This is a genomic window from Streptomyces sp. A0592, assembly GCF_004795115.1.
Classification (GTDB): Bacteria; Actinomycetota; Actinomycetes; order Streptomycetales; family Streptomycetaceae; genus Streptomyces; species Streptomyces erythrochromogenes.
The window spans coordinates 21,656-47,681 of sequence record NZ_SSBM01000044.1 but is presented as its reverse complement, the minus strand read 5'-3'; the positions used below and the strand labels follow the sequence as shown (position 1 = coordinate 47,681).

Below are 26,026 nucleotides of genomic sequence, written 5' to 3'. Positions count from 1 at the left end.
GCGGGCCGTACGGACTGCCGATCAGGCGATCGAGAAGGTCACGACCGTCTGGTAGGTGTCGGCGAACATGAACGGCGGGAGCTGGATCATCCCGGCACCGCCGACGGCGAACTCACCACCGGTCAGCTCGTCGCCCCCGGCGGCCTGGGAGGCCACCTTCATCGGGACGTCGGAGATCGCGCCGGGCGTGCCCGCGGTGCAGGTGCTCGGGCTGTCCGGGTTGGTCACGGTGCAGGACGGCTGGATGCCGATCTGCGCCTTCGCCATCGAGTGGCCGGTGGTCTGGTTCAGGAACGGCGTACGCGTCGCCGTCACGTCCCAGCCGAGCGAGCCGCCGCGGAAGTCCTGGACGGTCGCGGCGTTGAAGACGCCGACCACCGACTGGGCCTTGCCGTTGATGGTGACCGAGCCGAAGCTGACGGCCGGCTGGCCGTCCTTCGGGCCCAGGCCCAGCGGTCCGGGAAGGACCTCGACGTCGACCGGGTTCTTCACACCGGCCTGCTCCTCCAGGAAGACGAAGGCCTTGTACGGGGTGATCGAACCGTCGATCTTGATGGTGTCGGCCTTCTTGGTGACCGTGATGTTGCAGGTGGCGGCGCCTGACGCGTCCGCCGTGCCGGTGCCGGTGTCACCGGTCGCCGCCCCGGCGAGCAGGGCGGAACAGGTGACGGCGCCGGCCGGGAAGTTGGCTCCGCCCACGGCGACGGCGGTGCCCGCCGGGCCGCTGTTGGGCGTCAGCTTCGTGGTGACCGGGTCCTTGGGCAGGGCCTCGACGGCGACCGACCCGAGCGAGGCGCTCGGGCGGGGCGCCGGGGTACAGGTGGTGGTGAAGACCGAACCGGAGAGGTCCGCGTCGGTCACCGCCAGATCGAGGGCGACCTGGACGGTCGTGCCCTCGGTGCCGTCCGGGACCTTGATGGTTCCGGAGAACGCCTTGGGGTCGAGCGGCTGCCCGGCCACGACCGACACGGTCTCCGGCGGGCTGGTGACCACCTGCGTGGTGGCGCCGACCTTGAGGGTGATCTTGGTCGTGTTCACCGTGGTGACGGAGAACGAGGGGATCAGGGGGCTCGCACCCGGGTCGATCGTGATCGGGACGACGTCGCCGGCCTTCGCTCCGTCGGGCAGGGTGACCGTCCAGTTCTGGTTGCCCGAGCCGTCCGGCTGCGGCGCCGGGGCGTCGCAGTTCTCGAAGACGGTCGTGGTCTTGGTCGCGGCCTGCGCGGAGCCCGCCAGGCCCACCACTGCGCCGGTCAGGGCCAGCGACAGGGCCCCGGCCCCTGCCAGCGCCTTTCGTACATGCCTTCTCGTACTCACTGGGTCGCGACTCCTTCGTCATGACGAACCCTCCCCCCACCCGCTGTGTGGGGGAGGCCGAGCCGGTGCGGTGGCCGATATTGACGCGTCACGGTGATGAGAAGTCAATGACTTGCTTTCGCCCGAAGCACACAGAAATTGATGGGCCATCAGGGAGAGGCTGATGGCCCATCGGGTACCGACCGGTCGGGGTGGGAGTGGCAATGGGGGGCGCCGGGCGGTGCGGCTGTCGGTCCAGGCCTTATCCGGCCGTATTCGGGTGGTCGGCCCGGGTCAGTGCCGGCCGGCTGTGACGTGCAGCAGCAGGTTCGGGGTGCCGGCCGGCAGTCCGGTGATCCGGCCGGCCACGGCGCCTCCTACGAGCGCCTCGGAAACCTGCGCCGGGGTGCGCGCCGTACCGCCGGCCAGGAGCAGCGCGGCCGCCCCCGCCACGTGCGGGGCGGCCATCGAGGTGCCGGAGGAGCGGGCGGTGGTGGTGGCGGAGTCCTTCCAGGCGGAGGTGACGGCCACGCCCGGCGCGAACAGGTCGACGCACGCACCGTGATTGGAGAACGCCGCCCGGCGGTCCGCGGCGTCGGTCGCGCCGACGGTGAGGGCCTGCGGGACGGAGGCAGGGGACCCGCCGCAGGCGTTCCGGCCCTCGTTGCCGGCCGCCGCGACGAAGGTGACCCCCGAGGACACGACCCGCAGGACGGCTGCGTCGAGGGCGCGGCTGCGGCTGCCGCCCATGCTCATGTTGGCCACGGCCGGGGTGGCTGGGGTACGGGCGGCGTCCCGCACCACCCAGTCGAGGCCCTTGATCATGGCCGACAGGCGTCCGTCGCCGCGGCAGTCGGCCACCTTCACGGCGACGAGGGAGACGCCCTTGGCGACCCCGTACGTCGCCCCGCCCACGGTGCCCGCGACGTGCGTGCCGTGGCCGTTGCAGTCGCGGGAGCCCTCCAGGAACACCGCGTTGTGCCCGGCCCGGGCGCGCCCGCCGAACTCCTGGTGGCGGGTGTTGATCCCGGTGTCGAGGACGTAGACGGTGACGCCCTCGGCCTTCGTGGCGTACGTGTACGAGCCGTCGAGCGGGAGTTCGCGCTGGTCGATCCGGTCCAGGGTCCAAGGGGCGGGCGCCTGCGGCAGGGCCTCGGGGGTATCGGCGGTGCCCGTGATGTGGAAGACCGTGTCCGGTTCCACGGAGGCCACCCGGGGGTCGGCGGCCAGGGCGGCGGCCCGCGCGGCCGTGGTGCGGACGGCGAAGCCGTTCAGGGCGGCCTCGTAGACGGGCCCGACCTCGTCCCCGGCGTCGGCGGCCTCGGCGGCCAGGGCGCGGGTCGGGGCGCGGGAGGTGGTGTCCTTGAGGACGACGACGTAGGGGGCGGTGGAGCCGGACCCGGGGAGGGACCGGGGGCCGGATCCGGGGCCGGGGTGGGGAGCCGGCGGGGGGCCCGTGAGGGCGGCCGCGAGCAGGGCGGCCGCGGGGACGAGTGTGGCGAATGCGGTGGCGGTCATGCGGCCGATGCTCTGCGCGGGGCGGCGCGGGCGCGCGGAGGGTGCGCCGAGTGGGCGCACGACACGCCGCCGCCCGGGCTACTCGGTGAGGGGCCAGCCGCGCATCGCGAACACGCCCTCGTCGCGGGCGCCTGCGGCGTCGTAGGTGGCCAGCGCGGCCTCGTTGTCGGTGTCGACGCCCACCCACATGCCGTAGCAGCCGCGCTCGCGCGCCTCGTCCGCGAGGGCCCGGGTCAGGGCGCGGCCGATGCCTCGGCGCCGGTAGCCCTCGTCCACGGAGAGTTCGTACAGGCACATCTCCGTGCCCTTGTCGGGGTGGACCATCTCGATGCCGGAGACCATCCCGGCGGGCACGTCGTCGACGTACGCGATGAGCATCAGGTGCCCGGGGGCGGTGAGGAAGCGCTCGGACCATTCCTGGCGGGCGGGCCCGTCGAAGAGGGATTCGGCGGCCGAGAGCTCGGCTGGTGTGAAGGCCCGGCGGATGTCCATGGCGGTCACCATAATGCGCGCGCGGCCGGCGGCGCGGCGTAGCCGGGCACGGCGTGGCGGGCGGGGAGGCGGCCCCGGAAACTCCCGGCGGGGTGACTCGGCACTCGCTAACCTGTGCGCTTCTTGGAGGACTTGAGGGGGAGCCGTGAGAAGTGCCGAGGTCACGCCGAGGGGCGACCGGCTCCGCTGGGTGGAGCTGTCGGGCGAGGCCCCGGCCCGGGTGTACGTGCACGGCCTGGGAGCCACCTCGCCCGCCTACTTCGCGGCGAGCGCCACGCACCCGCTGCTGGCGGGCCGGCGTTCCCTGCTGGTCGACCTGCTGGGACACGGGCACAGCGACCGGCCCGAGGACTTCGGCTACACCCTCGAAGAGCATGCCGACGCGCTGGCCGCCGCGCTCACCGAGGCCGGTGCGGAGGGCGCCGAGCTGATCGCCCACAGCATGGGGGGAGCCGTGGCCGTCGTGCTGGCCGACCGCCACCCGCACCTGGTGTCCCGGCTGGTGCTCGTCGACGCCAACCTCGATCCCGTGCAGCCCCGTCCCGTCGCCTCCGGGAGCAGCGGGATCGCCTCCTACACCGAGGAGGAGTTCCTCGCCGGCGGCTGGGCCGAGGTACGCGACAGGTGCGGCGCGCACTGGTGGTCCACGATGCGGCTGGCGGGCCGTACGGCCCTGTACCGCAGTGCCGTCCACCTCGCGGCGGGCACCACCCCCACCATGCGCGAGCTGCTGCTGGAGCTGAAGGTCCCGCGCACCTACCTGCTGCCCGAGGCGGACGGCCCGCTCCCGGGCGCCGACGCCCTGCGGGCCGCGGGCGTCGCCGTGGTGCCCGTCCCCGACTGCGGACACAACATCATGCTGGACAACCCGGAAGCCTTCGCCCGAGCCGCCGCCACGGCCCTGGGCGCCACCTCCTGGGGCACGGCTCCCGGCCCGTCCATGCCCTCCGGGGGTGTTCAGTCGACGGCCTAGCCCCGGGTGTGCGGCGACGGGGTGCCGTCGGTCCAGGCGTAGACCCGCTTGCCGCGCACCGCGACCTGGTACTGGTGGAAGTCCCGGCACTCGGCGTGGACTTCGGCCCGCACGCCCCGCGGCCACCACTTGGCGTGCAGGTCCGGCGCGCCCTGCCGCTTCGGGGCGCCCGCCGAGCACTGCGGACCGTCCAGCGGGGTCTTGCCGAGGTCGAACCGTATGAGCCGGTCGTGGCCGGTGGTGCGCACCCGTATGCGGACGTCGGTGGCGTCCTTGGGTATCCAGGACGGCAGGGCGAAGGGCGCTTCCGTACGCGTCGGGGCGTCGGCGGCGGTCGCGAAGCGCTTGCCCTTCTCCTTGAACACCTTGTGGTCGATCGTGTCGGTCACGGGGTTGGGCGGCAGGTTGGGCAGGGCGAAGGCGGCGGTGGCGAGGACTCCCACGGTGGCGGCGGCGATGACGAGCGGGCGGCGGTTCATGCCTTCAAGTCTCGGCCGGGAAAGCCCCCTCGCGCGTCCCTCCTCAGAACGAACCGCGCCCTGGCCGAAGGTCGCACACGGCGTCATACCTGGGAGGGTCTCCGGGCCTGCCCGGGCAACGCCCAGTAACCGGGCGGCGCCCGGACCCGTTGGCCGGATGACCGTCCGCCCGGCCCCCGAGGACCCCCATGCGCCGTCGCCGCCTCCTCCCCGCCCTTGCCACCGCCACGGCCACCGCCGTGCTCGCCCTCGCGCCCGCCGCCTGGGCCGCACCCGAGGTCCCGGCCGACAAGCCGCAGGTGCTGAGCCGCTGGACGCAACCCGCCGCCGCGAGTTACGAGGCCTGGGCCGACGCGCGCGAGCACCGCGCCGCCTGGGCCGCGTACGGCTTCGACTGGTCGACCGACCTGTGCACCACCTCCCCGGACAACCCCTTCGGCTTCCCCTTCGCGGCAGCCTGCGCCCGCCACGACTTCGGCTACCGCAACCACCGCGCGGCAGGGCTGTTTCCTGCCGCCAAGGCCCGCCTCGACGAGGCGTTCCACGCGGACCTGAAGCGGGTGTGCGCCCGCTACTCGGGCAACACCAAGCGGTCGTGCGACGGCACCGCGTGGACGTACTACCAGGCGGTCAGGCTCCTCGGCATCTCCTAGTGCTGTGACCGCAAAGGTTCACCGCCTCGCGGCGCCCGGCACGGCACCTCGCCGCGTTGTCGGACCACGCGAGTACGTCCGGTACGGGCCGTGGCCCTCCGCCTTGCGATCCACCGCACCGGACACCGCGACCCGGCAAACCTTTCCGGCCACAGCACTAGTGAGCCGCCACGCAGAGCACCGGGACCCGCTGGACCAGGTTGTTGCCGAAGCCGCCGCGGTTCCAAGGCGGTTCGAGGGGCTGGGTGCGGCCGCCGGCGTCCGTCGCGCGGACGGTGAGCGTGTGGCGGCCCGGTACGGCGGTCCAGGCGCAGCTCCAGGCCTGCCAGGCCCACGGATGCGGACCCGGGGCCTCCAGTTCGGCGCGGGTCCAGGTCAGGCCGTCGTCGGCGCTCACCTCCACCCGGGCGACGGCCCCGTGGCCGGACCAGGCCCGCCCCCGCAGCGGTACGGGGCCCGGGTGCACGACGCGGGTGCGCGACATGAAGTCGGGGAAGCCCGGCGGGGCCATCAGGGCGCGCGGCGCGATCCGGGTGACCGCTTCGCCCGGCTCGTCGGGGTCGTCGGCGGACCACCGGAAGCGGTAGGCCACGGACTGCTGGAATCCGGTGAACGGCGCGTCGACGAGGGTGATCTCGCGTAGCCATTTGACGTGCGCCATGCCGTACCAGCCGGGCACGACCAGCCGCAGCGGGTACCCGTGCTGCGGCGGCAGGGGCAGGCCGTTCATGGCGTAGGCGATCAGCACGCCCGAGCCCTCCGCGACGGCGTACGGCAGCGGCAGGCTGCGCCGGTAGTCCTGCTCGACACCGCGCTCCACGCCGTGGTCGGCCCCGGTGAACACGGCTTCGACCGCATCGGGCCGCACCCCCGCCCGGTCCAGTACGAGGCCCAGCGGGACCCCGGTCCAGTCTGCGGTGCCGACCGCCTCGACCAGCCACGGCTGGCTGACCGGCCGGGGCGACAGGAGCGCCCGGCCGTTGCCCGCGCACTCCATCGTGACCCGGCGGGTGACGGCGGGCAGCGCGCGCAGGGCGTCGAGGTCCAGCGACAGCGGCGTACCGACCCGGCCGCCCACGGTCAGCCGCCAGCCGTCCGCGTCGGCGGCGGGGATGTCGTAGTGGACCAGGACGTAGTGCAGCCCGGGCGGTGTGACCTCGTAGCGCAGGGCTTCCAGCGGCAGGCCGTGGTTGCGGGCGGCAAGCGCCAACTCCTCCTGGCCGATGCCCTCACCGGCCGGGGCGATGCGCGCCGGGGCGCTGACATCCCGCGCGGACGCCTGGTCCATCTCCCCATGGTCGCGCGCACCGCGCCGCGGGGCACGTCGTCGCGGTCCGGGGCCGCCGCGTCACAGGTGCCGGGCGAACCAGGCGCGGGCCAGGGCCGCCACCTGCTCCAGGGCGCCGGGCTCCTCGAAGAGGTGCGTGGCGCCGGGGACGACCTCCAGCCGGTTCTCGCAGCGCAGCTCCCGCTGCGCCGCGCGGTTGAGGTCGAGCACGGTGGTGTCGCGGCCGCCGACGACGAGCAGCGTGGGCGCCCGTACGGCGGCCAGCCGGGGCCCGGCGAGGTCGGGCCGGCCGCCGCGGGAGACCACGGCGCCGATGTCCGCACCGGCGGCGGACGCGGCCCACAGCGCGGCCGCGGCGCCGGTGCTCGCCCCGAAGTAGCCGATCGGGAGGGACGCGCGTCGGCGCAGCCAGCCGGTGGCGTCCGCGAGCCGCTCCGCCAGGGTCCCGATGTCGAAGACATTGGCCCGGTCGGCCTCCTCGGCGGGTGTCAGCAGGTCGAAGAGCAGGGTGCCCAGACCCGCCCGGTTCAGGTCCGCGGCGACGCTCCGGTTGCGCGGGCTGCGGCGGCTGCTGCCGGAGCCGTGGGCGAACACCACGACGGCCGCGGCCCCCTCGGGCAGGGCCAGGTCCCCGGCCAGGGCCAGGCCGCCGGCGTCCACCTCGACGGCGGCGGGCCGGGTGGCCCGCCCGGGCGCGGGGGCGGCCGCGGCCCGCGCCAGCAGCGAGACGACTTCCTCGTCGGCGGTCTGGGAGAAGTCCCGGTACCACTCGCCGACGGCCCGGAAGGCGCGCGGCGCGGAGAGGCACACCACCTCGTCGGTCTCGCCGCGCAGCCGGGCGACCGCGTCGGGCGCCGCCACCGGAACGGCCAGCACCACCCGGGCCGCGCCCTGGGCCCGTACGACCCGGCACGCTGCGGCGGCCGTGGCGCCCGTGGCGATCCCGTCGTCCACGACGATCACCGTCCGGCCGTCGAGCGGTACCCGGGGCCGGTTGCCGCGGAACCTGCGGGCCCGCCGGGCGAGCTCCGCCTCCTCCGCGTGCTCGACGGCCGCCAGATCCTGCTGCGTGACGCCGCTGATGCGGACGATGTCCTCGCTGATGACCCGTACGCCGCCCTCGCCGATCGCGCCGAACCCGAGTTCGCGGTGGTGCGGGACGCCGAGCTTGCGGACCACGATCACATCGAGCGGGGCGCCGAGGGCCCGCGCCACGGGGAAGGCCACCGGGACGCCGCCGCGGGGCAGGCCCAGTACGACGGGGCGGTCCCCCTCCAGATGGCGGACGGCTTCGGCGAGCCGTTCCCCGGCGTCCGCGCGGTCGGTGAAGAGCACGGGGGTTCACCCCCAACCCGAGGGGAGACGGAAGCGCGCGCACCCTTCTTCCGACGCAACCCCACGCGGGGGCTTCGCGCAAGTCGGGGAAGCCGGCGGACCGCGGCCTCGGTATCCCGAAGAGGATCGACCCCTTCCGGTGAACGCTTCGCCGTACGGCGCTTTTCAGCCGATCTGTGGCCCGGGACGGTCGAGTTCGGCCCGCAGGACGACGCCGACAGGCGCCGGGGGCGACCTCCCGGCGCGTCCGGAGCAAACCCGGACGACGGCTCCGGGGGTGGCCCGGACCGCCCCGTGCAGCCCCGCCGCCCGCTGCGACCTGCACGAAAGCCCTCCGCTGAGGGAGGGCTTCGGGTGAAGGAGAATGTGTGCCCCCGGCAGGACTCGAACCTGCGGCCAAGTGCTTAGAAGGCACCTGCTCTATCCACTGAGCTACGGGGGCCGGAAGGTGACCCTGGTGGGCCTGGAGCCCCTGGTGGGGGTGGGACTTCGGTCCGTGCCGGGTCAAGGATAGGGCTCCGGTTGCCTTGTCCCGGTTGCTTCACTCGCGTGCCACGATGTGGAGGTTCGGTGAAGCGGTCCCGATAATCGCAGGCAGGTGCGATTCTCGCATCGCTTTTGCGCCGCGGCGCCCTGGGTGTTGTGCACTCGTTATGCCTGCGCCCCACTCGTCCGTCGTGCCCAGAATGTCCCACTGAAGTCGCGGTCGGCGCGCAGGGGGCGTATAAGCTTCAAAAATGGTCCTAAATTGGGCATTCTTCGCATGTGGTGACCTTGGATGTTCGGCCTCAGCTGCTCGATGCCCTGTCCGCCCTGCGCGACCGGGTCGCGTCCGTACGTCTGCCGTTGCCCCTGCCCGGCGCCCCACGGGCCCGACAGACCAGAGCCGAGCTGCTGGCGCAGCTCGACGACTACCTCGTACCGCGCCTGAAGGCGCCCGAGGCGCCCCTGCTCGCCGTCGTCGGCGGGTCCACCGGGGCCGGTAAGTCCACCCTCGTCAACTCCCTCGTGGGGCGCCAGGTCAGCGAAGCCGGCGTGCTCCGCCCGACCACCCGCACACCGGTGCTCGTCTGCCACCCCGACGACCACCACTGGTTCGCCGGGATGCGCGTCCTGCCCGACCTGATGCGGGTCTGGGTGCCGCACGAGGACGACGACGCGCCCCCCAGAGCCGCCTCCCGGCGCCCGGGCCGCGGCCACGTCGGAGCCCAGGGCGGCCACGAGACCCGCGAGATGCGGATCGAGACCGTCACCAGCCTGCCGCGCGGCCTCGCCATCCTCGACGCCCCCGACATCGACTCCCTCGTGGTCGACAACCGGACACTGGCCGCCGAACTCATCTGCGCCGCCGACGTCTGGGTGATGGTCACCACCGCCTCGCGTTACGCCGACGCCGTCCCCTGGCACCTCCTGCGCACCGCCAAGCAGTACAAGGCCACCCTCATCACGGTCCTGGACCGGGTGCCGCACCAGGTGCTCGCCGAGGTCTCCCGCCAGTACGGGGCCCTGCTCACCAAGGCCGGACTGGGCGACGTACCGCGCTTCACCGTCCCCGAACTCCCCGAATCGACCGGCGGCGGCGGGCTGCTGCCCGCCACTGCCGTCGCCCCGCTCTTCGCCTGGCTCGCCCACCACGCCCAGGACCCGGCTGCCCGCCAGTACGCCGTCGGGCGCACCGCCCTCGGCGCGCTGGACTCCCTGGGGCGCCGGATGCCCGAACTCGCCTCCGCCGTCGCCGCCCAGCACGCCGCCGCCGTACGGCTGACCTCGGCCGTCGAGGACGCGTACCGGCGCGAGGGCAAGAGGGTCCGGGGCCGCCTCGACCGCGGCGCCGTCCTGGCCGGCGACGCGCTGACCCGGTGGCGCGGCTACCCCCTCGACACCAGCGCCGACGAACTGCTGGACTCCCTCGCCGAGTCCCTCGCCGCGCTGCTCCAGTGCGCCGTGGCCGCCGCCGACGAGCGGATCGCCGAAGCCTGGCGGCGCGAACCGGCCTCCGGCGCGCTGGCCCTGCCCACTCCGGACCGGGAGGCGGCGGAACGTATCGGCATGGCCGTACGCCGCTGGCGGCGCGTGCTGGAGGAACTCGCCGAGGAGGAGGTGGCCCGGCTCGACAAGCAGCCCACACCCGACGCCGACGCCGTCGCGGCCCTCCTCGTCGCCGCGCTCCTCGGCGGCAAACGGGCCCGGCCCGCAGGGGAGAAGCTCGCCGAGCGGATCGGCGCCCAGGCTGCCCTGCGGCTGCGCGACAAGGGCGGGGAACTGGTCGGCGACCACCTCGACGAGGTGCTGCGCGGCGAACGCGACCGCCGCCTGGCCCCGTTGGAAGCACTCGAAGTGACCCCGGAACCGCAGGCCGAACTGATCGCCGCGCTGTCCGTACTGCAGAAGGAGAGGTGACGCCGTGACCGCCCTGACCGACCGCACCGACGACCGCTGGGACGACGGGTTCATCGCGCGTTCCCGCCCCCGCCCCGTCGAAGTGGGCGAGGAGGACGCCGCCGACGCGGGCGACGAGGGCGACGAAGCGCTCGTACGGGCCGTCTCCGGCGCCGGCAGCGACGGGGGCAAGTCGTCCGCGCCCCCGCTCAGCCCCGAGGCGCAGGCCCTGCGCCAGCGCCTCGACGCGCTGCGCCAGCTGGTCGGGCTGTCCCGTACCCGGCTCGACGGAAAGACGCTCGCCGAGGCCGGACGGGTCCTGGACGAGGCCGCCGCACGCCGCGGCCTCTCGGCCCAGCACACGGTCGTCGCGATCGCCGGAGCGACCGGAAGCGGCAAGTCCACGCTTTTCAATTCACTCGCCGGGGTGCAGATCTCCGAGACCGGGCTGCGCCGCCCGACCACCGCCGCGCCCATCGCGTGCAGCTGGTCGGACGGGGCCGCCGGGCTGCTGGACCGGCTGGAGATCCCCGGACGGCTGCGGCGCCGGCCCCGCGAGACCTCCGAGGCCGAGGCCCTGCGCGGGATGGTCCTCGTGGACCTGCCGGACCTGGACTCGGCGCTCGTCGCGCACCGCGAGCACGTGGACCGCGTACTGGCGCTGGTCGACGCCGTGGTGTGGGTCGTGGACCCGGAGAAGTACGCCGACGCGGTGCTGCACGAGCGGTACCTGCGCCCGCTGGCCGGACACGCCGAGGTCACCTTCGTCGTGCTCAACCAGGTGGACCGGCTGCCCGGCGAGGCCGCCGACCTCGTACTGGACGACCTGCGCCGACTGCTCGACGAGGACGGCATCGCGCTCGGGGAGCACGGCGAGCCCGGCGCCACCGTCCTCGGGCTGTCCGCGCTGACCGGCGAGGGCGTGGGGGAGCTGCGCGAACTCCTCGGACAGTTCACCCAGGAGAAGGGCGCCGCGACCCGGCGGATCTCGGCGGACGTGGACCGCGCCGCCGTCCGGCTGCGGCCGCTCTACGTCGCCGACGGGCATGCCGGACCCGAGATCGGGGAGGTGGCGCGCGCCGAGTTCGAGGACCGGCTCGCCGAGGCGGTCGGGGCCTGCGCGGCCGGACTCGCCGCCGAACGGGCCTGGCGGCGCAACGCGGGCAAGGCGTGCGGGACGCCGTGGCTGCGGCTGTGGCGCTGGTACGAGAACCGGCGCGCGCCGCGCACCCTGGCGGGCCTGGCCGCCCTGGCGGCGATCGGCGGCCGGGGCCAGACCGTCGCACCGGCGCCGGTCGAGGAGGAGGTGACCGCGCGTCAGCGGGTGGAACAGGCCGTACGGGTCGTCGCCGACGAGGCGGTCGCCGGGCTGCCCGACCCGTGGGCGCAGGCGGTCCGGGAGACGGCGGTGCGCGGCGCCGACCGGCTTCCGGAGGCGCTGGACGAGATCGCGGTGACCCTCGGGGCCGCGGTCGCGGTGCCGAACGCCAAGCCGCCGCGGCCCGCGTGGTGGCCGGTGGCGGTGCTGGCGCAGGCGGCCATGACGCTGCTGCAGATCTTCGGCGGGCTGTGGCTCGTCGGGCAGATCGTCGGGGTCCTGGAACCGAAGCTGATGCCGCCGGTGCTGCTGATGGTGGCGGGCATCATCGGCGGGCCGCTCGTGGAATGGGCCTGCTCGATCGCGGCGCGGGGCCCCGCACGGCGGTACGGGCAGGACGCGGAGCGCAGGCTGCGGCAGGCGGCGGCCGGGTGCGGACGGGCCCGGGTGCTGGAACCGGTGGCCGCGGAGCTGCTGCGCTACCGGGAGGTGCGGGAGCAGTACGCGACGGTAGCCGCAGGGGGGAGCCGGTTGTCCACAACCCGCCAGTAGTCCACAGGCCGGAGCGGGGGACCGGCCGCCGGCCGCAGCATGGCTCGTAGCCCGTACGGATGGTCCGTGCGGACCGGGACGACGGGGGAGGGCGGCCGGGATGTACGACACCCAGGTGACGCTGGTGGGACATGTGGCGACGCAGGTCGACTACAAGGAGACGGTGAACGGTCCGTCGGCGCGGTTCCGGTTCGCGGTGACGCCCCGGTACTTCGACCGGCGCAAGGACACCTGGACGGACGGGACCACCAGCTTCTACACCGTGTGGGCGCGGCGCACCCTCGCGGTGAACCTCGCCGGTTCCGTATCGGTGGGCGAGCCGCTGGTGGTGCACGGGCGGCTGCGCGTGCGGGACGACCCGCCCGACGGGGAGGGCAACCGCCGGTTCGGCGCGGAGATCGACGCGACCGCCATCGGGCACGACCTGAACCGGGGCACGGCGGCCTTCAGGCGAGTGGTGAGAACCGATCATCCGCTGATGGACACTCAGAAGGCGCCGGTGGGTTGAGTGTTCGAGGGGGCTAGGATTCCCCGGTACTCACGGGCACCTGGGCCTTCGGCCCGAAGGGGAAGACTGTGTCGATTGCCGTTCCCGCATCCTCCGCTCCTGCTCCCGCTCCTGCTCCCGCTCCTGCTGCTTCCGCACCCGCTCCCGCACCCGCTCCCGCCGTTCCCGAACCTGCTCCCGCTCTGCTCGAACGCGCCCCGGCCGAACGCGCCCCGGCCGAACCCGCCGCGGCGGTACGGGGCTCCGCGCGCCGCCCGCTCGCGGCCGCCCTGCTGGCCGCGGCCCTCACCGCGGCGCCCGGCGCCAGGGCCGCCGCCGACTCCGGTCCGCCCGCGCCCCGCGTACCGGAGGGCGCGAGCGCAGTGCTGGACGGGCTGAAGACGTTCGGGCAGGCGGTCCTGCACAGCGGCGACGGACAGGTGCGGAACATCCCCGCCGGCCTGTACGAGATGCGGGTCGAGGGCGGCGGGATGCTCCAGACGTACGGTGTCGGGGTGGCGGGCAACGCCCAGCCGCAGGCCCGGTACACGGAGAGCGGCTGGAGCGGCAGCCCGCTCGCGGGCAACGGGCAGGCCGGCCGGATCCGCTGGGTGCTGGAGCACTCCTACCCGCAGCTGAACGACCTGGCCGGGCTCGCCAAGGCGGCCGGGGCCGTGTCGCTCACCGCGGAGAGCGCGGCGGCCGGGACCCAGGTGGCGATCTGGCGGCTCGCGGACGGGGTGCGGGTCGAGGCGACGGACCCGTCCGCGGAGAAGCTCGCCGACTACCTCCAGCGGGCGGCGGGACAGATGCCGGAGCCGCCCGCCTCCCTGGGGCTCGACCCCGGCGAGGTCTCGGGGCCGGTGGGCACACGGCTCGGCCCGGTGACCGTGCGCACCGGGGCGCGCAGCGTGTCGGTGGTTCCGGACGCGGCGGCCGTCGCCATGGGGGTGCGCGTGGTGGACGCCGACGGGCAGCCGCTGACCACGGCGGTCAACGGGAGCCGGATCTACTTCGAGGTGCCGGCGGGCACCCCCGACGGGACGGCCTCGGTCACCGTCCAGGGGGCGACCAGGGTGCCGGTCGGCCGGGTCTTCACCAGCGGCGTTCCCGCCCAGGCGCAGATCGTGGCCGGCTCCAGCGAGTCCGCGGCGGCCGCCACGGCACGGGCGGCCTGGCAGCCGTCCCCGCCGCCCGAGGCCGGGACGGCTCCGGCCTCGGACCCGGGCACCGGCTCGGCGGCGGTCGCACTGGGCGCGCAGTCCGCGTCGCTGCCCACCACCTCCCCGGAGGAGGAGCGGCTGGCGACCAGCGGCAGCTCGGCCGCCACGCCCGTCATCGCCTCCCTGGCGGTGGGCCTGGTCGTGCTGGGCGGCCTGGTCGTCCTGCTGCTGCGCAAGCGCCCGCTCGACGAGGAGCAGTAGGAGGGGCAGTGGGCGGGGCGGCAGGGAGAGGAAGAGGAGGGCCGGCCCGGAGCACCGGGCCGGTTCCGCCATCGGATCCGGGGTAGAGGCAGGAAATGGTTGATCAAGAACTGACCTGGACCGGCGCCTTCGCGCGATGGGACCGCCGGCTCTTCGACGCCGTGGCCCGCAGGCACTGGCCCGGCGCCGATCGAGTGCTGCCGCGCCTGGGGCGCGCCGCGAACCACGGGGTGCTGTGGGGCGGGGCCGCCGCGGCCATCGCCGTCTTCGGGTCGGCCGGCGCGCGCAAGGCGGCCCTGCGCGGGGCGGCCTCCCTGGCGCTGGCCTCCTCGACGATCAACACCGTCGGCAAGTGGTCCGTACGCCGCCCCCGGCCGCTGCTGGAGGGAGTGCCCGCGGTGCGGCAGCTGGCCGTGCAGCCGCAGACCACCTCCTTCCCGTCCGGGCACTCGGCGTCCGCCTTCGCCTTCACCGCCGGGCTGGCTCTGGAGGCCCCCGCGCTGGGCGCCGTGCTCGCCCCGGTCGCCGCGTCGGTGGCGTTCTCCCGCGTCTACACCGGGGTGCACTACCCCTCCGACGTGGTCGCGGGCGCGGCGCTGGGCGTCGCCGCCGCGTTCGTCGTACGCCGGCTCGCGCGGGACGTGCAGGAGGCCCGGGCCGTGCCGGGCGACGAGCCGAAGGCCATCGGGGTCCCCGCGCTGCCCGACGGGGCCGGGCTGACGGTGGTGGTCAACACCGGGTCGGGCACGGCCGCGGCCGTACGCGACGTACTGCGCGCCCGGCTCCCCAAGGCCGAGGTGGTCGAGTGCGAGGGAGCGCAGCTGCTTCCCGCACTGGCGGAGGCGGCCTCGCGCGCCACCGTCCTCGGGGTGTGCGGCGGCGACGGCACCGTCAACGCGGCCGCCACGGCCGCCCTGCGGGCCGGAGTACCCCTGGCCGTGTTCCCCGGCGGCACCCTCAACCACTTCGCGCTCGACCTCGGCCTCATCGGACCCGAGAGCACCTGCGAGGCCCTGGAGCACGGGGAGGCCGTCCACGTGGGCGTGGGCCGCTTCTCCCCGGGCCCCGGCCCGGACGGCGAGCCCGGCTACTTCCTGAACAACTTCAGCATCGGCGCCTACCCGGAGCTGCTGCGCCACCGGCTGCGCTGGGGCCCGCGCATCGGCGGCGGCCCGGCCGCGCTGCTGGCGGCCTGGAAGGTCCTGCGCGCCGAGCGGCCCGTGCGGCTGCGCCTGGCCGGGCGGCCCCGGAGCGTCTGGCTGCTCTTCGCCGGCAACGGCACCTACCACGGCACCGGCCCCACCCCCGGCCGCCGCGACAGTGTCGGCGAGGGCCTGCTCGACCTGCGGGTGGTCTACGGCGGCGGGCGCCCCGGCCCCCGACTCCTCGCCGCCGCCTTCGCCGGCCCGCTGAGCCGCTCCCCGGTCCACGCGGCCACCCACCTGCGCAGCCTGCGTGTCGGCGCCGTCCCGAAGGGCACCGCGCTCGCCTACGACGGCGAATACGCCAAGGCGCCGGGCGAACTGGTCCTCGACACCCTCCCAGGAGCCCTCACGGTCTACCGCCCCCTCTGACCCGGGACGCCCCCCGGACCCGGGTGGTCCGTGGGGCGCGGGGTCGGCCGACGGGATCCGTCGCTCAGACGGCCTCCCGGCGCCCTGCCGCCTTCCGCGTCCTGACCCCGCCGGCGACGAGTGCCAGCCCCACGGCGACGATGCCGAGGTGGGCGACGGGCGGAAGGTCGACGACCTTGTGGAGCCAGCCCCACTCCGCGCCGAAGAAGGTCTGCGAGACGAAGCCGATGAGCCCCTGGGCTCCTATGACGTAGCCGATGCTCTCGACGGTGTATCCGATGGTTGTTCGCACGGATCAACCTTCCCGCGGCGGTGCCGCGAGATCGTCCTCCACAGGGCCGAGAACGCGGTAGGCCGGATGCAGTCGCCGCGGCGGGCACCGCCCGGCCCGGACCCGTCCGGCGCCCTCCGGTTACGGCCTCGACTCCGATCTCGGGGCTGCCGGGGGACTGGCCGGACCGCGAACGGCGTCCACCAGGGCCTGTCCGCGGTCGTCGACCAACTTCGTGAACAGCTGCTGGGAGTAGCCGAAGACGATGGCCCACCCGATGATCTGAGCCGAGGAGTCGAGGGCGCTGAGGCCCGGGACGAAGCCGCCACGCATCAGGAGGAGTCCGAGCGGGGCGGTCAGCGCCCCCGTGGGAAGCTTCAGCAGCGCGAGGACGACAGGCACGTTGTAGGGCAGCGCGGTACCCCTGATCCGTTTCAGAGCAGCTGCAGACGCAATGGCGGCGGCCACGGCGCCGACGATCTCGACGACCAGGTAGTCCTGGGGGCGTGTGGTGTTCCTGATTTCAGTGATGGTCGGCTGGCCCGTGACGTCGATACTGTTCGTCGGGCACACCACTTTGAACGTCGGCGGGGTCTCCGGGGTGAAGCACAGAGGGACCATGTCTTCCCATCTGATCGCGGCGAGCGCGACTCCGACCGCGGCGACGAACAGGCCCACCGTCACCAGCGCAACGATCCGTACGAAACTGCGGACGCGGAGCGTCTCCTTCTGGAGTAGGCGCCGGGCCAGGCTGACGGTCTCGGCGAGGAAGGCGCGCTCGCTGGCGTTGATCACACGTGACGCCGATTGGTGGAGTTCCTGGGCGAGCTGCACGACCCGGATCCGCCGTGGGTCGCTGTTGTCGAAGTGCTCTTCCGCCAGGGCCACCATCTGAGGCAGGAATGCCTTGATGTCATCGCTCGGAGCCATCCAGACCAGCAGGTTCAGGGCGGCATCGACATGGGACTGGGCGACCCCCAGGTGCGCCGCCCGGCGCATCATGGGATGCGCTTTGTGCGCCAGCGCCTTCTTGGCCTCGTTCAGTTCCGAGCGGGCCTGGCTTGCGTAGTCTGCAGTTAGCCTGTTCTGTGCGGGGTCATCCTGAGCGCACCTCTCTGCTGCCTCGAGGATGGGATCGAGTTCAGCGATCCGCGCCAGCAGGCTTTCCTTCTGCTCCCACGGGCCCAATTCTCCACGAGATGCCCAGAATGGGATGTAGCTGCCCAGGCGTTTGGGTGCCGTGCCCGGCTGCTTCCGTTGCCCTGGTTCCTTTTCGTGCACCAATTGCCGACTCCGCTCTCCGTCGCGTCGGGCCCGAAGAATCGGCTCCAGCGCGACGGGTCCTGATGGCGGCTGACCCAGTCAGATCATGATGTTCACCGCAGAAACGATCGCCCACCCCCGATCGAGCGGCCACCGCCGGCAGCGCCTTCGGCGACGCGGCACGGCAGGGACCTTCTCCCCCGGTCGCACCCCAGCTCAGGGGGCCCGGGCCATACGCGTTTCCCCCGGGGTATGGACGCCTGGCAGTATGGGGTGTATCTGCCCACCATCGATCTGCCGGACGGTTTCTCTTGGCTGAGTTCATCTACACCATGCGCAAGACGCGCAAGGCACACGGCGACAAGGTGATCCTTGACGACGTCTTCCTGAACTTCCTGCCCGGCGCGAAGATCGGTGTGGTGGGTCCGAACGGTGCCGGTAAGTCCACCGTTCTGAAGATCATGGCGGGCATCGAGCAGCCCTCCAACGGCGACGCCTTCCTCTCGCCCGGCTACTCCGTCGGCATCCTGATGCAGGAGCCGAAGCTCGACGAGTCCAAGACGGTCCTGGAGAACGTCGAGGACGGCGTCGGCCCGATCAAGCAGAAGCTCAACCGGTTCAACGCGATCGCCGAGGAAATGGCGACGAACTACACCGACGAGCTCATGGAGGAGATGGGCAAGCTCCAGGACGACCTGGACCACGCCAACGCGTGGGACCTCGACGCCCAGCTGGAGCAGGCCATGGACGCCCTGGGCTGCCCGCCCGGCGACTGGCCCGTCACCAACCTCTCCGGTGGTGAGAAGCGCCGCGTGGCCCTCTGCAAGCTGCTGCTGGAGGCCCCCGACCTGCTGCTCCTCGACGAGCCCACCAACCACCTCGACGCCGAGTCCGTGAACTGGCTGGAGCAGCACCTGGCCCAGTACAAGGGCGCCGTCGTGGCCGTCACCCACGACCGCTACTTCCTCGACAACGTCGCCGAGTGGATCCTCGAGCTCGACCGCGGCCGCGCGCACCCCTACGAGGGCAACTACTCCACCTACCTGGAGAAGAAGGCCGAGCGCCTCAAGGTCGAGGGCAAGAAGGACGAGAAGCGCGCCAAGCGCCTCAAGGAAGAGCTGGAGTGGGTCCGCTCCAACGCCAAGGGCCGCCAGGCCAAGTCCAAGGCCCGCCTCGCCCGCTACGAGGAGATGGCGGCCGAGGCCGACAAGATGCGCAAGCTGGACTTCGAGGAGATCCAGATCCCGCCGGGCCCGCGTCTGGGCTCGATCGTGGTCGAGGTCAACAACCTCTCCAAGGCGTTCGGTGACAAGGTCCTCATCGACGACCTGTCCTTCACGCTGCCGCGCAACGGCATCGTCGGCATCATCGGTCCGAACGGCGCCGGCAAGACCACGCTCTTCAAGATGATCCAGGGCCTGGAGAAGCCGGACTCCGGCGAGATCAAGGTCGGCGAGACCGTCAAGATCTCGTACGTCGACCAGGGCCGCGCCAACATCGACCCCAAGAAGACCCTCTGGGCGGTCGTGTCGGACGAGCTGGACTACATCAACGTCGGCAACGTCGAGATGCCCTCCCGCGCGTACGTCAGCGCCTTCGGCTTCAAGGGTCCCGACCAGCAGAAGCCGGCCGGCGTGCTCTCCGGTGGTGAGCGCAACCGCCTGAACCTCGCGCTGACCCTCAAGCAGGGCGGCAACCTGCTGCTCCTCGACGAGCCCACCAACGACCTCGACGTCGAGACCCTCGGCTCGCTCGAGAACGCGCTGCTGGAGTTCCCCGGTGCGGCCGTGGTCGTCTCCCACGACCGCTGGTTTCTGGACCGGGTGGCCACGCACATCCTCGCCTACGAGGGTGACTCGAAGTGGTTCTGGTTCGAGGGCAACTTCGAGTCCTACGAGAAGAACAAGATCGAGCGGCTCGGCCCGGACGCCACCCGTCCGCACCGTGCCACCTACAAGAAGCTCACCCGAGGCTGAGGGGAGCGCTGAGGTCACGGCCATGGCCAGACACCAATACCGTTGCCCCCTGCGTTGGGCTGACATGGATGCCTTCGGGCACGTCAACAACGTCGTCTTCCTCCGCTATCTGGAGGAGGCGCGGATCGACTTCATGTTCCGCCTCGCGCCGGGGGAGGGCAGTGAGTCCTTCACGGGCGGATCCGTCGTGGCCCGCCACGAGATCGACTACAAGCTGCCCCTCGTGCACCGTCACGAGCCGGTCCTCATCGAGTCCTGGGTGACCCGGATAGGTGCCGCTTCCCTGACCATCCGCTACGAGGTCAAGGACGAGGCGACCGAGGACCGGCCGGAGACCGTCTACGTGCGTGCGGAGACCGTGGTCGTGCCCTACAACCTCGCCGCGGGCCGGCCGCGCCGCATCACGGCCGAGGAGAGGCACTTCCTGGAGGAGTACCTCGACGAGCCGCGTTCCGAGGCCGTCGCGGCATGATCGAGCAGCTGCGCTTCGCCGATTCCGGGGAGGCGGCGGACCTCGCCGCCTTCCTGGGCCGGCTGGTGCACTACGACCGGGCCGCCGCCGTCCGCCTGCAGGCCGGCGGCGGCGCGCTCGGCGTGTTCGGACGGCCGCCCTCCTTCGAGGTCCTGGCCATCCGCACCGTGCGGCTCGCCGTCCCCGTGGCGACGCCGCTGGACGTGACCGTGTCCGCCGGAGAGCTCCTGGAATCCGTGGACGAGGCCTCGGCCGAGGCCACCGTGCCCGGGCCGGTCACCGGACCGCCCTGGACCGGGGTGCTCCCGCCCCGCGGCGGCTGGCGGCAGGTGCCGGGGCTGCCCGGACCCGAGGCGATCGCGGCGGCCGTCGCGGCCGCCGTCGCCGAGTTCCGGGCCCGTGACGAGGCCCTGCCCGCACAGCACCGGACCCGGTCCGAGCGCGACCGCATCGGCCGCGAGATCTGGTCCCGCACCCTGGGCGACACCGAACTCCCGCTGCGCGTGGCGCACGCCGCCCAGTCCCTGGGCTTCCTGCGGCCGGTACGGGCCGCCGTGCCCGCCTCCGCGTCCGCCGCCGCCCCTGAGCCCGCGGCGCTGCTCGCCTCCGGGAGCTGGCTGCGGCTGCGCACCCCGTACGGCTCCGTCGCCACCCGCCGCCCCGGCGCGACCGGAGGCCTCGGCGCCTTCCAGGTCCGCCCGGTCTGACCCGCGGACCGCGAGGCCCGAAGCCCGCGGTCCACTGTCCTGCCGTGCCCTGCGGTGCTTCCTAGCCCGCCGTGTTGATCATGGACGCGGCGGCGTACGTGAGGTACTTCCACAGCTGCGCCTCGTGCTCCGGCGCCAGGCCCATCTCGTCCAGCGCCACCCGCATGTGCTTCAGCCAGGCGTCGTGGGCCGCCGAGTCCACCTGGAACGGCGCGTGCCGCATCCGCAGGCGCGGGTGGCCGCGGTGCTGGCTGTACGTGGTCGGACCGCCCCAGTACTGCATCAGGAACAGCGCGAACCGCTCCTCGGCCGGACCGAGATCCTCCTCCGGGTACATCGGGCGCAGCAGCGGGTCCTCCGCGACCCCTTGGTAGAAGCGCCGCACCAGGCGACGGAAGGTGTCCTCGCCGCCCACCTGCTCGTAGAAGGTCTGCTCCTGAAGGCCGCCCCGCGGAATCTCATTCACCCGACCATCGTCTCAGACGCCCGGTACCGCCCGGGGGCGCCTTCTCGCTCGCACGTCCGGGCCGGGCGCAGGACAGTGGAGGCATGGGTGCACACACCGCACACACCGCACGCACCGAGCCGCGGGATCTGCGGGAGACCGCGCACGCCGCCCAGGTGCGGGAGCTGACAGCGGCCGGCGTACTGGACGACCCGCGGTGGCGGGCGGCGTTCGCGGCCGTCCCCCGGCACGTCTTCGTCCCGTACTTCTGGACCGAGCGCGGCGCCGGCCAGGAACGGCTCTGGGCCGAGGACCCCGACCCGCAGCTACGGGCCCGCTGGCTGCGCGGCGTGTACGTCGACGCCCCTCTGGCGACCCGGCTGCGCGACGGCCGGCTGGTCTCCTCCAGCAGCCAGCCGTCCCTGATGGCGAAGATGCTGGCCGCCCTCGACGTGCGCGACGGCGACGACGTGCTGGAGATCGGCGCGGGCACCGGCTACAACGCGGCCCTGCTCTGCCACCGCCTCGGCGACGAGCACGTCACCACCGTGGACCTGGACGAGGAGATCACCGAGTCCGCGCGGGCCCACCTGGCCCAGCTCGGCCGCCACCCCACCGTGGTCACCGGCGACGGCGCCCGAGGCTGCCCCGCCCGGGCCCCCTTCGACCGGATCCTGGTGACCTGCACGCTTCCGCTGGTCCCGCACGCCTGGCTCGGCCAGTGCCGGCCGGGGGCGCGCATCCTGGCCCCGCTGTCGACCGGGCTGATCGCGCTCACCGTCCGGGACGCCGATTTCGCGGAGGGCCGCTTCCTGCACACCGCGGCCTACTTCGTCCCGCTGCGCGGGGCCACGGCCGTACCCCCGCCCGACCGGATGGCGATGGTGCGCGGGCTCCCGTACGAGCTGGTGGAGAACGAGCGCTTCCAGTTCATGCTGGTGCTGACCGCCGGGGTGCTGACCCCCCGAGAGGCCCTGGATTTGTGGCGCAGCGAGGGCCGCCCGGCCCGCGAACGCTTCGGGGTCTCGGTCGGCCCGGAGGGCCAGTGGTCGTGGCTGGACGATCCCCAGGGGCCCTACGTATGGCCCCTGGGGGAGGCGTGATCAGCCTCGCCGGATGGTGATGGTGGTCCAGGCGCCCACGTGGACGCGGTCGCCGTCGGCGAGCGGGACCGGGACGTAGGGCTGGATCGGGTCCTCGCCGCCGTTGATGGTGGTGCCGTTGGTGGAGTTCTGGTCGACCACGGCCCAGCTCATGTCGGGCTGCTGCACCAGCACCGCGTGCTGGTGGGAGACGCCCGGGTCCTCCGGGGGCACCGACAGGTCGATGTCGGGGGACTCGCCCGTGGAGGCGCGGCGGCGGCCGATGGTGATCTGTCCGCCGGCCAGCGGGAGGTGCTGCTCCGGGGAGTACGCGGGCAGGTTGAGCCCGGTCGCCTCGGGCCCGCTGCGCTGCATCATCGCCATGAAGTACGAGCGGTCCGGGCCGATCGTCGCGCTCCAGGACCCGCCCTGGGGCGGGAGGGGCTGGTACGGCGGCGTCTGGGGCTGCTGCCGGTACTCCTGCTGGTACTCCCGCTGGTGCTGCGGCGGGGGCTGCTGCTGGTACTGGGGCTGCGGGGCCTGCTGGTACGCCTGCGGCGGCTCGTGCGAGGGCGGCGACAGCAGCCAGTCGTCCTCGCGCTGCAGCGGCTCGGCGGGGCGGTTGACCCGGGACGGCCGCGAACCCTGGTACTCGAAGTGGTCCTGCGCGTAGGTCCCCGGCGCGGGCACCGGCGGCGGGGGCGGGGGAGCGCTGCCGGGACGCGGCCCGGCGGGGGCGCCCGAGCCGGGCGCCGACGGAGCCGGGTCCGGGGCCGGCGGCGCGTACGAGGTCGCCGAGCGGGTCAGGTAGTTGTACCGGCACTCCTCGCAGAACGGGGCCATGGCCTCGCGCGGGGTACGGCACTGCGGGCAGAGCTCTGCCTGGGCGGTCGGTTCACCGGCGGTCGGGGGGAAGCCGTAGCCGTAGGAAGGCGCCGCGGGGGGCCCCTCCGGGGCACCCATGCGGTGGCCGCAGACCTCGCACCAGTCGTCGGAGGCGGACTGGTGCCCGTTCGGGCAGGTCGGCATGGCGGCTCTTCCCCCTTCTTCTCCCTGCGTCATCGCGGGAGGCTCTCAGAACTTCTTCACTCGGACGGTCTGCGTCGAACGTGTTTCGAGAGTCATCTCGTCGGCGTCTGCAACCTTCGCTTTCAGCCGCACAGTACCTGCCACCGCGTCCACCACATCCACCACCTTCGACAGGAGTCGTGCTGTGTCGGCGTTCCCGGAGACGCTCGCCAGTTGTACGGCCCGTCCGAGTTTGGCCGTAGCACCATCGACATCGCCCATTTTGCGGGCTTCGAGGCCCTGTTGGATAGCCTGCGCCAGCTCTGCCTGCCCGGTGTAGTGGGCGACCTGCGGGTTGATGGCGGTGGACGCGGCCACGTCGTTCGTCCACACGGCGCGCACCAGGCCCTGGGCCAGGACGGCCTCGGGCTCGCCGCCCGTCGCGGGTCGTACCAGCGTGGCGCGGGAGGCCAGCATCTCCTGGCCGACGGCCGCACCGGGGACGCGCACGCACACGTGGTACTCGCGGGACTCGTCGCCCCACGATCCGGTCGGATAGTCGCCCGCGCGCGGGCCCGAGTCGGCACGGCGGGCGGTCAGGTCCTGGACGGTCGGCGCGACCTGCTTGACGTACTGGATCTCCACGCCGACCGGGGTCCACAGCCGCAGCGAGACGTCCGCGACCTCCTTGCCCATGACGTTCTCCATCATGCGCGTGAAGTCCTCGGTGAGGTGCGCCGGATCGGCCACGATGTCGGCGGAGCCGAGCAGGGCGCTCGCGATGCCGGTGACCTCCTTCACCTCCCAGTCGGTGCCCACACCGCGGGCGTCGCAGGTGAAGCGGCCCGCGCAGGCGTCGAGGGTGGCGCGCAGGACGGCCGGATCCTCGTGCTCGTTGCGTCCGTCGGTGAGCAGGATGCCGTGGCGGATGGCGGCCGTGGAGCCGCGCAGCAGGCCGTCGGCCAGGCGCAGCCAGGTGCCGATGGCGGTGCCGCCGCCGGCGGCGAGGCCGCGCAGGGCCTCCTTGGCCTGCGCGCGGGTGGCGGGGTCGGCGACGGCGAGGCGGCCCTGGCCGGGATAGACCTCCTTGGCCACGTGCGTGCCGGCGATCACCGCGAAGGCGGTGCCGTCGCGCAGGGTGTCGACGGCCGCGGCCGTGGCCTCGCGGGCGCCGCGCATCTTCTCGGCCGGGTACTCCATGGAACCGGAGCAGTCGACCATGATCACGACTGCTGCCGTGCCGTCGGCGGGCTTCCCGCGGGTGACGCTGCCGCCGCCGGTGGCGGTGACGGTGATGATGGCGTGGACGTCCCGCCCGCCTTCGGGAAGGAACTCGTTCTGGTACACGTCCACGCTGAAGCGCGGTGCGCTCGGCTTGGCGAAATTCGCCATCGGCTGGACTCCTAGAGGGCTCGGGCAGGCGGGTCAGACCTGCGGGCGCGCTTCCACTTCCGGTTCCGGTGCTGCTGCCGGGCCGGTCCCCGGGGCTGCTCCCGGTTCCCCGCCGGGCTGCGTGGCGAACGGCACGACGGCCACGGTGATGTTGTCGTGGCCGCCGCCGTCGAGGGCGTGCCCCACGAGCACCTGCGCGCTGTGCAGCGGGCGGACCGCGGCGTCGGCCGGCAGCACCTGGGCCATCTCCCGCGCGGACTCCGCGTAGTTCCACAGGCCGTCGGTGCAGACCACCACCACGCCGGGGTGGTCCGGCTTGAAGATCGCGGTGTGCGGTTCGAGTTCGTAGGCGTCGGCGCCCAGCCAGCCGGTGATGGCGTGCGCGCGGACGTCCGCGTAGGCCTCGGCCTCGCCCATCAGGCCTGCGGCGACCATCTGGGCGGCCCACGAGTCGTCCTCGGTGAGGCGGCGGGGCAGCGCGGCGCGGTCGTCGGGCACCCAGTAGGCGCGGCTGTCGCCGACCCAGCCGATGGTCAGCAGGCCGCCGCTGACGACGGCGCCGACCAGGGTGCAGGCGGGCGCGTTCTGCGCGCCGGGGACCTCCGGGGCCAGGGCGTTGACCGCGGCGGCGGCGGCCAGGATCGCCTCGTGCATGGCCTCCTGGGGGTGCGCGCCGCGGGGCAGGGCCTCCAGCAGGGCTTCGTTCGCGGCGCCGGCCGCGGCGGCGGACGCCTCGTCGGGGCGGCTCGCGGAGGAGACCCCGTCGCACACGATGGCCACGGTGGCGGCCGAACCGTCGGGCAGGGCGGTGGCCGACACGGCGAACGAGTCCTCGTTGCGGTGGTGGCGCAGGCCCCGGTCGCTGACGGCCGCGACGCTGCCCAGCTCCTCCTCGACGTGGTCGCGCTCCCGGGGCTGCGCGTGCCCGCAGTGCTCGCAGTAGCCGTCGGTGTCGACGTGCCCGGCCCGGCAGGCCACGCAGGTCTTCCCGCCGGGCGCGGCGCCGGACGGGGCGCCGGACGGGGGCGCGCTGTCGTACGCGTTCTCGTACGGGTTCTCCGCGCCCCAGGGCGCTCCCTCGTCGGGCGTGCCGGGGTCGCCGCCGGGGCGGTCGTGGCGGGTCTCGGGGCCGTCCGCGGGGTCCTGCGGGCCCGGGCGGGCGGAGTCGGCCGCGCCCCACGGGGTGCCCTCGGGGGGCGTGTTCGTGCCGTACGGGTCCTCGTGGCCCGGGCCCGGGTACGAGGCTCCGGCCGGGTTCTGCCGAGGCTCCGGTTCCGGCTCCGGCTGATGCTGTGCCGGGGCGGCCCAGTCGGCCGGGTCGCCCACCAGGGTCGGTGCGGCCGCGGCCACGCTGCCCCAGCCGGGGGCGGGTTCGCCGGCGCCGGGGGAGCCGTGCGGGCCGGCCGGAGCCGGGATCCCGTAGCCGCCCGCGGGGGCGGCCTGGGCGGGCGCGGTGACGGGGGCCGGGGGCGCGGGGGCGGCCGGCGCCGGTGGCGCCGGTGGGATGGGGACGGTCGGGTGGTCCGTGGACGCGGCCGCGGGAGAAGGGGTCAGGGCATAGCCGCAGAGACCGCAGAAACGGTCACCCTCTTCGAGGGGTTCCGCGCAGCTGGGGCAGCCCGACAGCCGATGCATCGACATC

The 26,026-nt window shown here is 73.8% G+C and carries 23 protein-coding genes and 1 tRNA gene; 11 read left to right on the top strand and 13 right to left on the bottom strand.

The features are described 5' to 3' along the window. Nucleotides 1-21: 21 nt before the first annotated feature. The 3 genes from E6U81_RS34795 to E6U81_RS34785 form a co-directional block, all read right to left on the bottom strand. Nucleotides 22-1,317: a hypothetical protein gene (locus E6U81_RS34795; RefSeq protein WP_240804188.1), complete on the bottom strand. Its 1,296-nt coding sequence runs from the start codon at nucleotides 1,315-1,317 to the stop codon at nucleotides 22-24. Between the two features lie 273 nt (nucleotides 1,318-1,590). Then, a complete protein-coding gene (locus E6U81_RS34790; RefSeq protein WP_276615838.1) occupies nucleotides 1,591-2,814 on the bottom strand; it encodes a S8 family peptidase in 1,224 nt (407 codons plus the stop codon). A 78-nt stretch (nucleotides 2,815-2,892) separates the two neighbouring features. Continuing rightward, complete coding sequence (locus tag E6U81_RS34785) at nucleotides 2,893-3,306, bottom strand: GNAT family N-acetyltransferase (RefSeq protein ID WP_136233991.1); 414 nt, start codon at nucleotides 3,304-3,306, stop codon at nucleotides 2,893-2,895. Between the two features lie 145 nt (nucleotides 3,307-3,451). Here E6U81_RS34785 and E6U81_RS34780 point away from each other — a divergent pair, with 145 nt between their 5' ends. Beyond that, nucleotides 3,452-4,279: an alpha/beta hydrolase gene (locus E6U81_RS34780; protein WP_136233990.1), complete on the top strand. Its 828-nt coding sequence runs from the start codon at nucleotides 3,452-3,454 to the stop codon at nucleotides 4,277-4,279. Here E6U81_RS34780 and E6U81_RS34775 read toward each other — a convergent pair. Beyond that, nucleotides 4,276-4,758 carry a hypothetical protein gene (locus E6U81_RS34775; protein WP_136233989.1) on the bottom strand — a complete coding sequence of 161 codons (483 nt, stop codon included), beginning with the start codon at nucleotides 4,756-4,758 and terminating at the stop codon, nucleotides 4,276-4,278. The two genes, E6U81_RS34780 and E6U81_RS34775, sit on opposite strands and share 4 nt — an antisense overlap. 188 nt (nucleotides 4,759-4,946) lie before the next feature. Here E6U81_RS34775 and E6U81_RS34770 point away from each other — a divergent pair, with 188 nt between their 5' ends. After that, complete coding sequence (locus tag E6U81_RS34770) at nucleotides 4,947-5,411, top strand: phospholipase (RefSeq protein ID WP_136233988.1); 465 nt, start codon at nucleotides 4,947-4,949, stop codon at nucleotides 5,409-5,411. Nucleotides 5,412-5,568: 157 nt separating this feature from the next. Here E6U81_RS34770 and E6U81_RS34765 read toward each other — a convergent pair whose 3' ends face one another. The 3 genes from E6U81_RS34765 to E6U81_RS34755 all read right to left on the bottom strand — a co-directional run bounded on the left by E6U81_RS34765 (nucleotide 5,569) and on the right by E6U81_RS34755 (nucleotide 8,476). After that, on the bottom strand, nucleotides 5,569-6,699 hold the full coding sequence (locus tag E6U81_RS34765) for a sulfite oxidase (protein WP_136233987.1): 1,131 nt from the start codon (nucleotides 6,697-6,699) through the stop codon (nucleotides 5,569-5,571). 60 nt (nucleotides 6,700-6,759) lie between these two features. After that, complete coding sequence (locus E6U81_RS34760; RefSeq protein ID WP_136233986.1) at nucleotides 6,760-8,034, bottom strand: phosphoribosyltransferase family protein; 1,275 nt, start codon at nucleotides 8,032-8,034, stop codon at nucleotides 6,760-6,762. 369 nt (nucleotides 8,035-8,403) lie between these two features. Further along, nucleotides 8,404-8,476 (bottom strand) — tRNA-Arg (locus E6U81_RS34755). Nucleotides 8,477-8,808: 332 nt separating this feature from the next. On the opposite strand from E6U81_RS34755, the gene E6U81_RS34750 reads away from it, so the two are divergent. The 5 genes from E6U81_RS34750 to E6U81_RS34730 all read left to right on the top strand — a co-directional run bounded on the left by E6U81_RS34750 (nucleotide 8,809) and on the right by E6U81_RS34730 (nucleotide 15,768). After that, nucleotides 8,809-10,434, top strand: coding sequence for a dynamin family protein (locus E6U81_RS34750; RefSeq protein WP_136233985.1), 1,626 nt, complete (start codon nucleotides 8,809-8,811; stop codon nucleotides 10,432-10,434). 4 nt (nucleotides 10,435-10,438) lie between these two features. Then, the gene (locus tag E6U81_RS34745) at nucleotides 10,439-12,283 is read left to right on the top strand and encodes a YfjP family GTPase (protein WP_136233984.1); all 1,845 of its coding nucleotides are present in this window, start codon (nucleotides 10,439-10,441) and stop codon (nucleotides 12,281-12,283) included. A gap of 100 nt (nucleotides 12,284-12,383) precedes the next feature. Next, nucleotides 12,384-12,791, top strand: a complete 408-nt coding sequence (locus E6U81_RS34740; RefSeq protein WP_136233983.1) for a single-stranded DNA-binding protein — start codon at nucleotides 12,384-12,386, stop codon at nucleotides 12,789-12,791. Between the two features lie 68 nt (nucleotides 12,792-12,859). Then, complete coding sequence (locus E6U81_RS34735; protein WP_240804187.1) at nucleotides 12,860-14,194, top strand: thioester domain-containing protein; 1,335 nt, start codon at nucleotides 12,860-12,862, stop codon at nucleotides 14,192-14,194. A gap of 95 nt (nucleotides 14,195-14,289) precedes the next feature. Further along, on the top strand, nucleotides 14,290-15,768 hold the full coding sequence (locus E6U81_RS34730; protein ID WP_136233982.1) for a bifunctional phosphatase PAP2/diacylglycerol kinase family protein: 1,479 nt from the start codon (nucleotides 14,290-14,292) through the stop codon (nucleotides 15,766-15,768). A gap of 64 nt (nucleotides 15,769-15,832) precedes the next feature. On the opposite strand, the gene E6U81_RS34725 is transcribed toward E6U81_RS34730, so the two are convergent. Beyond that, nucleotides 15,833-16,060 carry a hypothetical protein gene (locus E6U81_RS34725; protein ID WP_136233981.1) on the bottom strand — a complete coding sequence of 76 codons (228 nt, stop codon included), beginning with the start codon at nucleotides 16,058-16,060 and terminating at the stop codon, nucleotides 15,833-15,835. Between the two features lie 120 nt (nucleotides 16,061-16,180). Continuing rightward, a complete protein-coding gene (locus E6U81_RS34720) occupies nucleotides 16,181-17,323 on the bottom strand; it encodes a hypothetical protein (protein ID WP_136233980.1) in 1,143 nt (380 codons plus the stop codon). A 290-nt stretch (nucleotides 17,324-17,613) separates the two neighbouring features. Between E6U81_RS34720 and ettA the strand changes: the two genes are divergently transcribed. The 3 genes from ettA to E6U81_RS34705 are packed head-to-tail and all read left to right on the top strand — an operon-like array spanning nucleotide 17,614 to nucleotide 20,457. Next, a complete protein-coding gene (gene ettA, locus E6U81_RS34715) occupies nucleotides 17,614-19,278 on the top strand; it encodes an energy-dependent translational throttle protein EttA (RefSeq protein WP_078658346.1) in 1,665 nt (554 codons plus the stop codon). Between the two features lie 22 nt (nucleotides 19,279-19,300). Next, nucleotides 19,301-19,750: a thioesterase family protein gene (locus tag E6U81_RS34710; protein ID WP_030840593.1), complete on the top strand. Its 450-nt coding sequence runs from the start codon at nucleotides 19,301-19,303 to the stop codon at nucleotides 19,748-19,750. Further along, a complete protein-coding gene (locus tag E6U81_RS34705; protein WP_136233979.1) occupies nucleotides 19,747-20,457 on the top strand; it encodes a hypothetical protein in 711 nt (236 codons plus the stop codon). The genes E6U81_RS34710 and E6U81_RS34705 overlap by 4 nt, the downstream gene beginning before the upstream one ends. Nucleotides 20,458-20,518: 61 nt before the next feature. Here E6U81_RS34705 and E6U81_RS34700 read toward each other — a convergent pair whose 3' ends face one another. Further along, entirely contained in the window at nucleotides 20,519-20,923 is a 405-nt protein-coding gene (locus E6U81_RS34700) for a globin (RefSeq protein WP_136233978.1), read from the bottom strand. An 83-nt stretch (nucleotides 20,924-21,006) separates the two neighbouring features. On the opposite strand from E6U81_RS34700, the gene E6U81_RS34695 reads away from it, so the two are divergent. After that, a complete protein-coding gene (locus E6U81_RS34695; RefSeq protein WP_136233977.1) occupies nucleotides 21,007-22,005 on the top strand; it encodes a methyltransferase domain-containing protein in 999 nt (332 codons plus the stop codon). Here E6U81_RS34695 and E6U81_RS34690 read toward each other — a convergent pair whose 3' ends face one another. The 3 genes from E6U81_RS34690 to E6U81_RS34680 are packed head-to-tail and all read right to left on the bottom strand — an operon-like array spanning nucleotide 22,006 to nucleotide 26,025. Next, a complete protein-coding gene (locus tag E6U81_RS34690) occupies nucleotides 22,006-23,013 on the bottom strand; it encodes an FHA domain-containing protein (RefSeq protein ID WP_136233976.1) in 1,008 nt (335 codons plus the stop codon). Between the two features lie 45 nt (nucleotides 23,014-23,058). Further along, nucleotides 23,059-24,384 carry a VWA domain-containing protein gene (locus tag E6U81_RS34685; RefSeq protein WP_136233975.1) on the bottom strand — a complete coding sequence of 442 codons (1,326 nt, stop codon included), beginning with the start codon at nucleotides 24,382-24,384 and terminating at the stop codon, nucleotides 23,059-23,061. A gap of 33 nt (nucleotides 24,385-24,417) precedes the next feature. Next, nucleotides 24,418-26,025: a protein phosphatase 2C domain-containing protein gene (locus E6U81_RS34680; protein WP_136233974.1), complete on the bottom strand. Its 1,608-nt coding sequence runs from the start codon at nucleotides 26,023-26,025 to the stop codon at nucleotides 24,418-24,420. Nucleotide 26,026: the final 1 nt, after the last annotated feature.

What these genes read in the sequence shown, in the direction of transcription:
- E6U81_RS34680 (WP_136233974.1), bottom strand. Translation starts at nt 26,025, where the DNA reads ATGTCGATGCATCGGCTGTCGGGCTGCCCCAGCTGCGCGGAACCCCTC.
- E6U81_RS34740 (WP_136233983.1), top strand. Translation starts at nt 12,384, where the DNA reads ATGTACGACACCCAGGTGACGCTGGTGGGACATGTGGCGACGCAGGTC.
- E6U81_RS34785 (WP_136233991.1), bottom strand. Translation starts at nt 3,306, where the DNA reads ATGGACATCCGCCGGGCCTTCACACCAGCCGAGCTCTCGGCCGCCGAA.
- E6U81_RS34775 (WP_136233989.1), bottom strand. Translation starts at nt 4,758, where the DNA reads ATGAACCGCCGCCCGCTCGTCATCGCCGCCGCCACCGTGGGAGTCCTC.
- E6U81_RS34695 (WP_136233977.1), top strand. Translation starts at nt 21,007, where the DNA reads ATGGGTGCACACACCGCACACACCGCACGCACCGAGCCGCGGGATCTG.
- E6U81_RS34705 (WP_136233979.1), top strand. Translation starts at nt 19,747, where the DNA reads ATGATCGAGCAGCTGCGCTTCGCCGATTCCGGGGAGGCGGCGGACCTC.
- E6U81_RS34790 (WP_276615838.1), bottom strand. Translation starts at nt 2,814, where the DNA reads ATGACCGCCACCGCATTCGCCACACTCGTCCCCGCGGCCGCCCTGCTC.
- E6U81_RS34770 (WP_136233988.1), top strand. Translation starts at nt 4,947, where the DNA reads ATGCGCCGTCGCCGCCTCCTCCCCGCCCTTGCCACCGCCACGGCCACC.
- E6U81_RS34690 (WP_136233976.1), bottom strand. Translation starts at nt 23,013, where the DNA reads ATGCCGACCTGCCCGAACGGGCACCAGTCCGCCTCCGACGACTGGTGC.
- E6U81_RS34730 (WP_136233982.1), top strand. Translation starts at nt 14,290, where the DNA reads ATGGTTGATCAAGAACTGACCTGGACCGGCGCCTTCGCGCGATGGGAC.
- E6U81_RS34710 (WP_030840593.1), top strand. Translation starts at nt 19,301, where the DNA reads ATGGCCAGACACCAATACCGTTGCCCCCTGCGTTGGGCTGACATGGAT.
- E6U81_RS34685 (WP_136233975.1), bottom strand. Translation starts at nt 24,384, where the DNA reads ATGGCGAATTTCGCCAAGCCGAGCGCACCGCGCTTCAGCGTGGACGTG.
- E6U81_RS34765 (WP_136233987.1), bottom strand. Translation starts at nt 6,699, where the DNA reads ATGGACCAGGCGTCCGCGCGGGATGTCAGCGCCCCGGCGCGCATCGCC.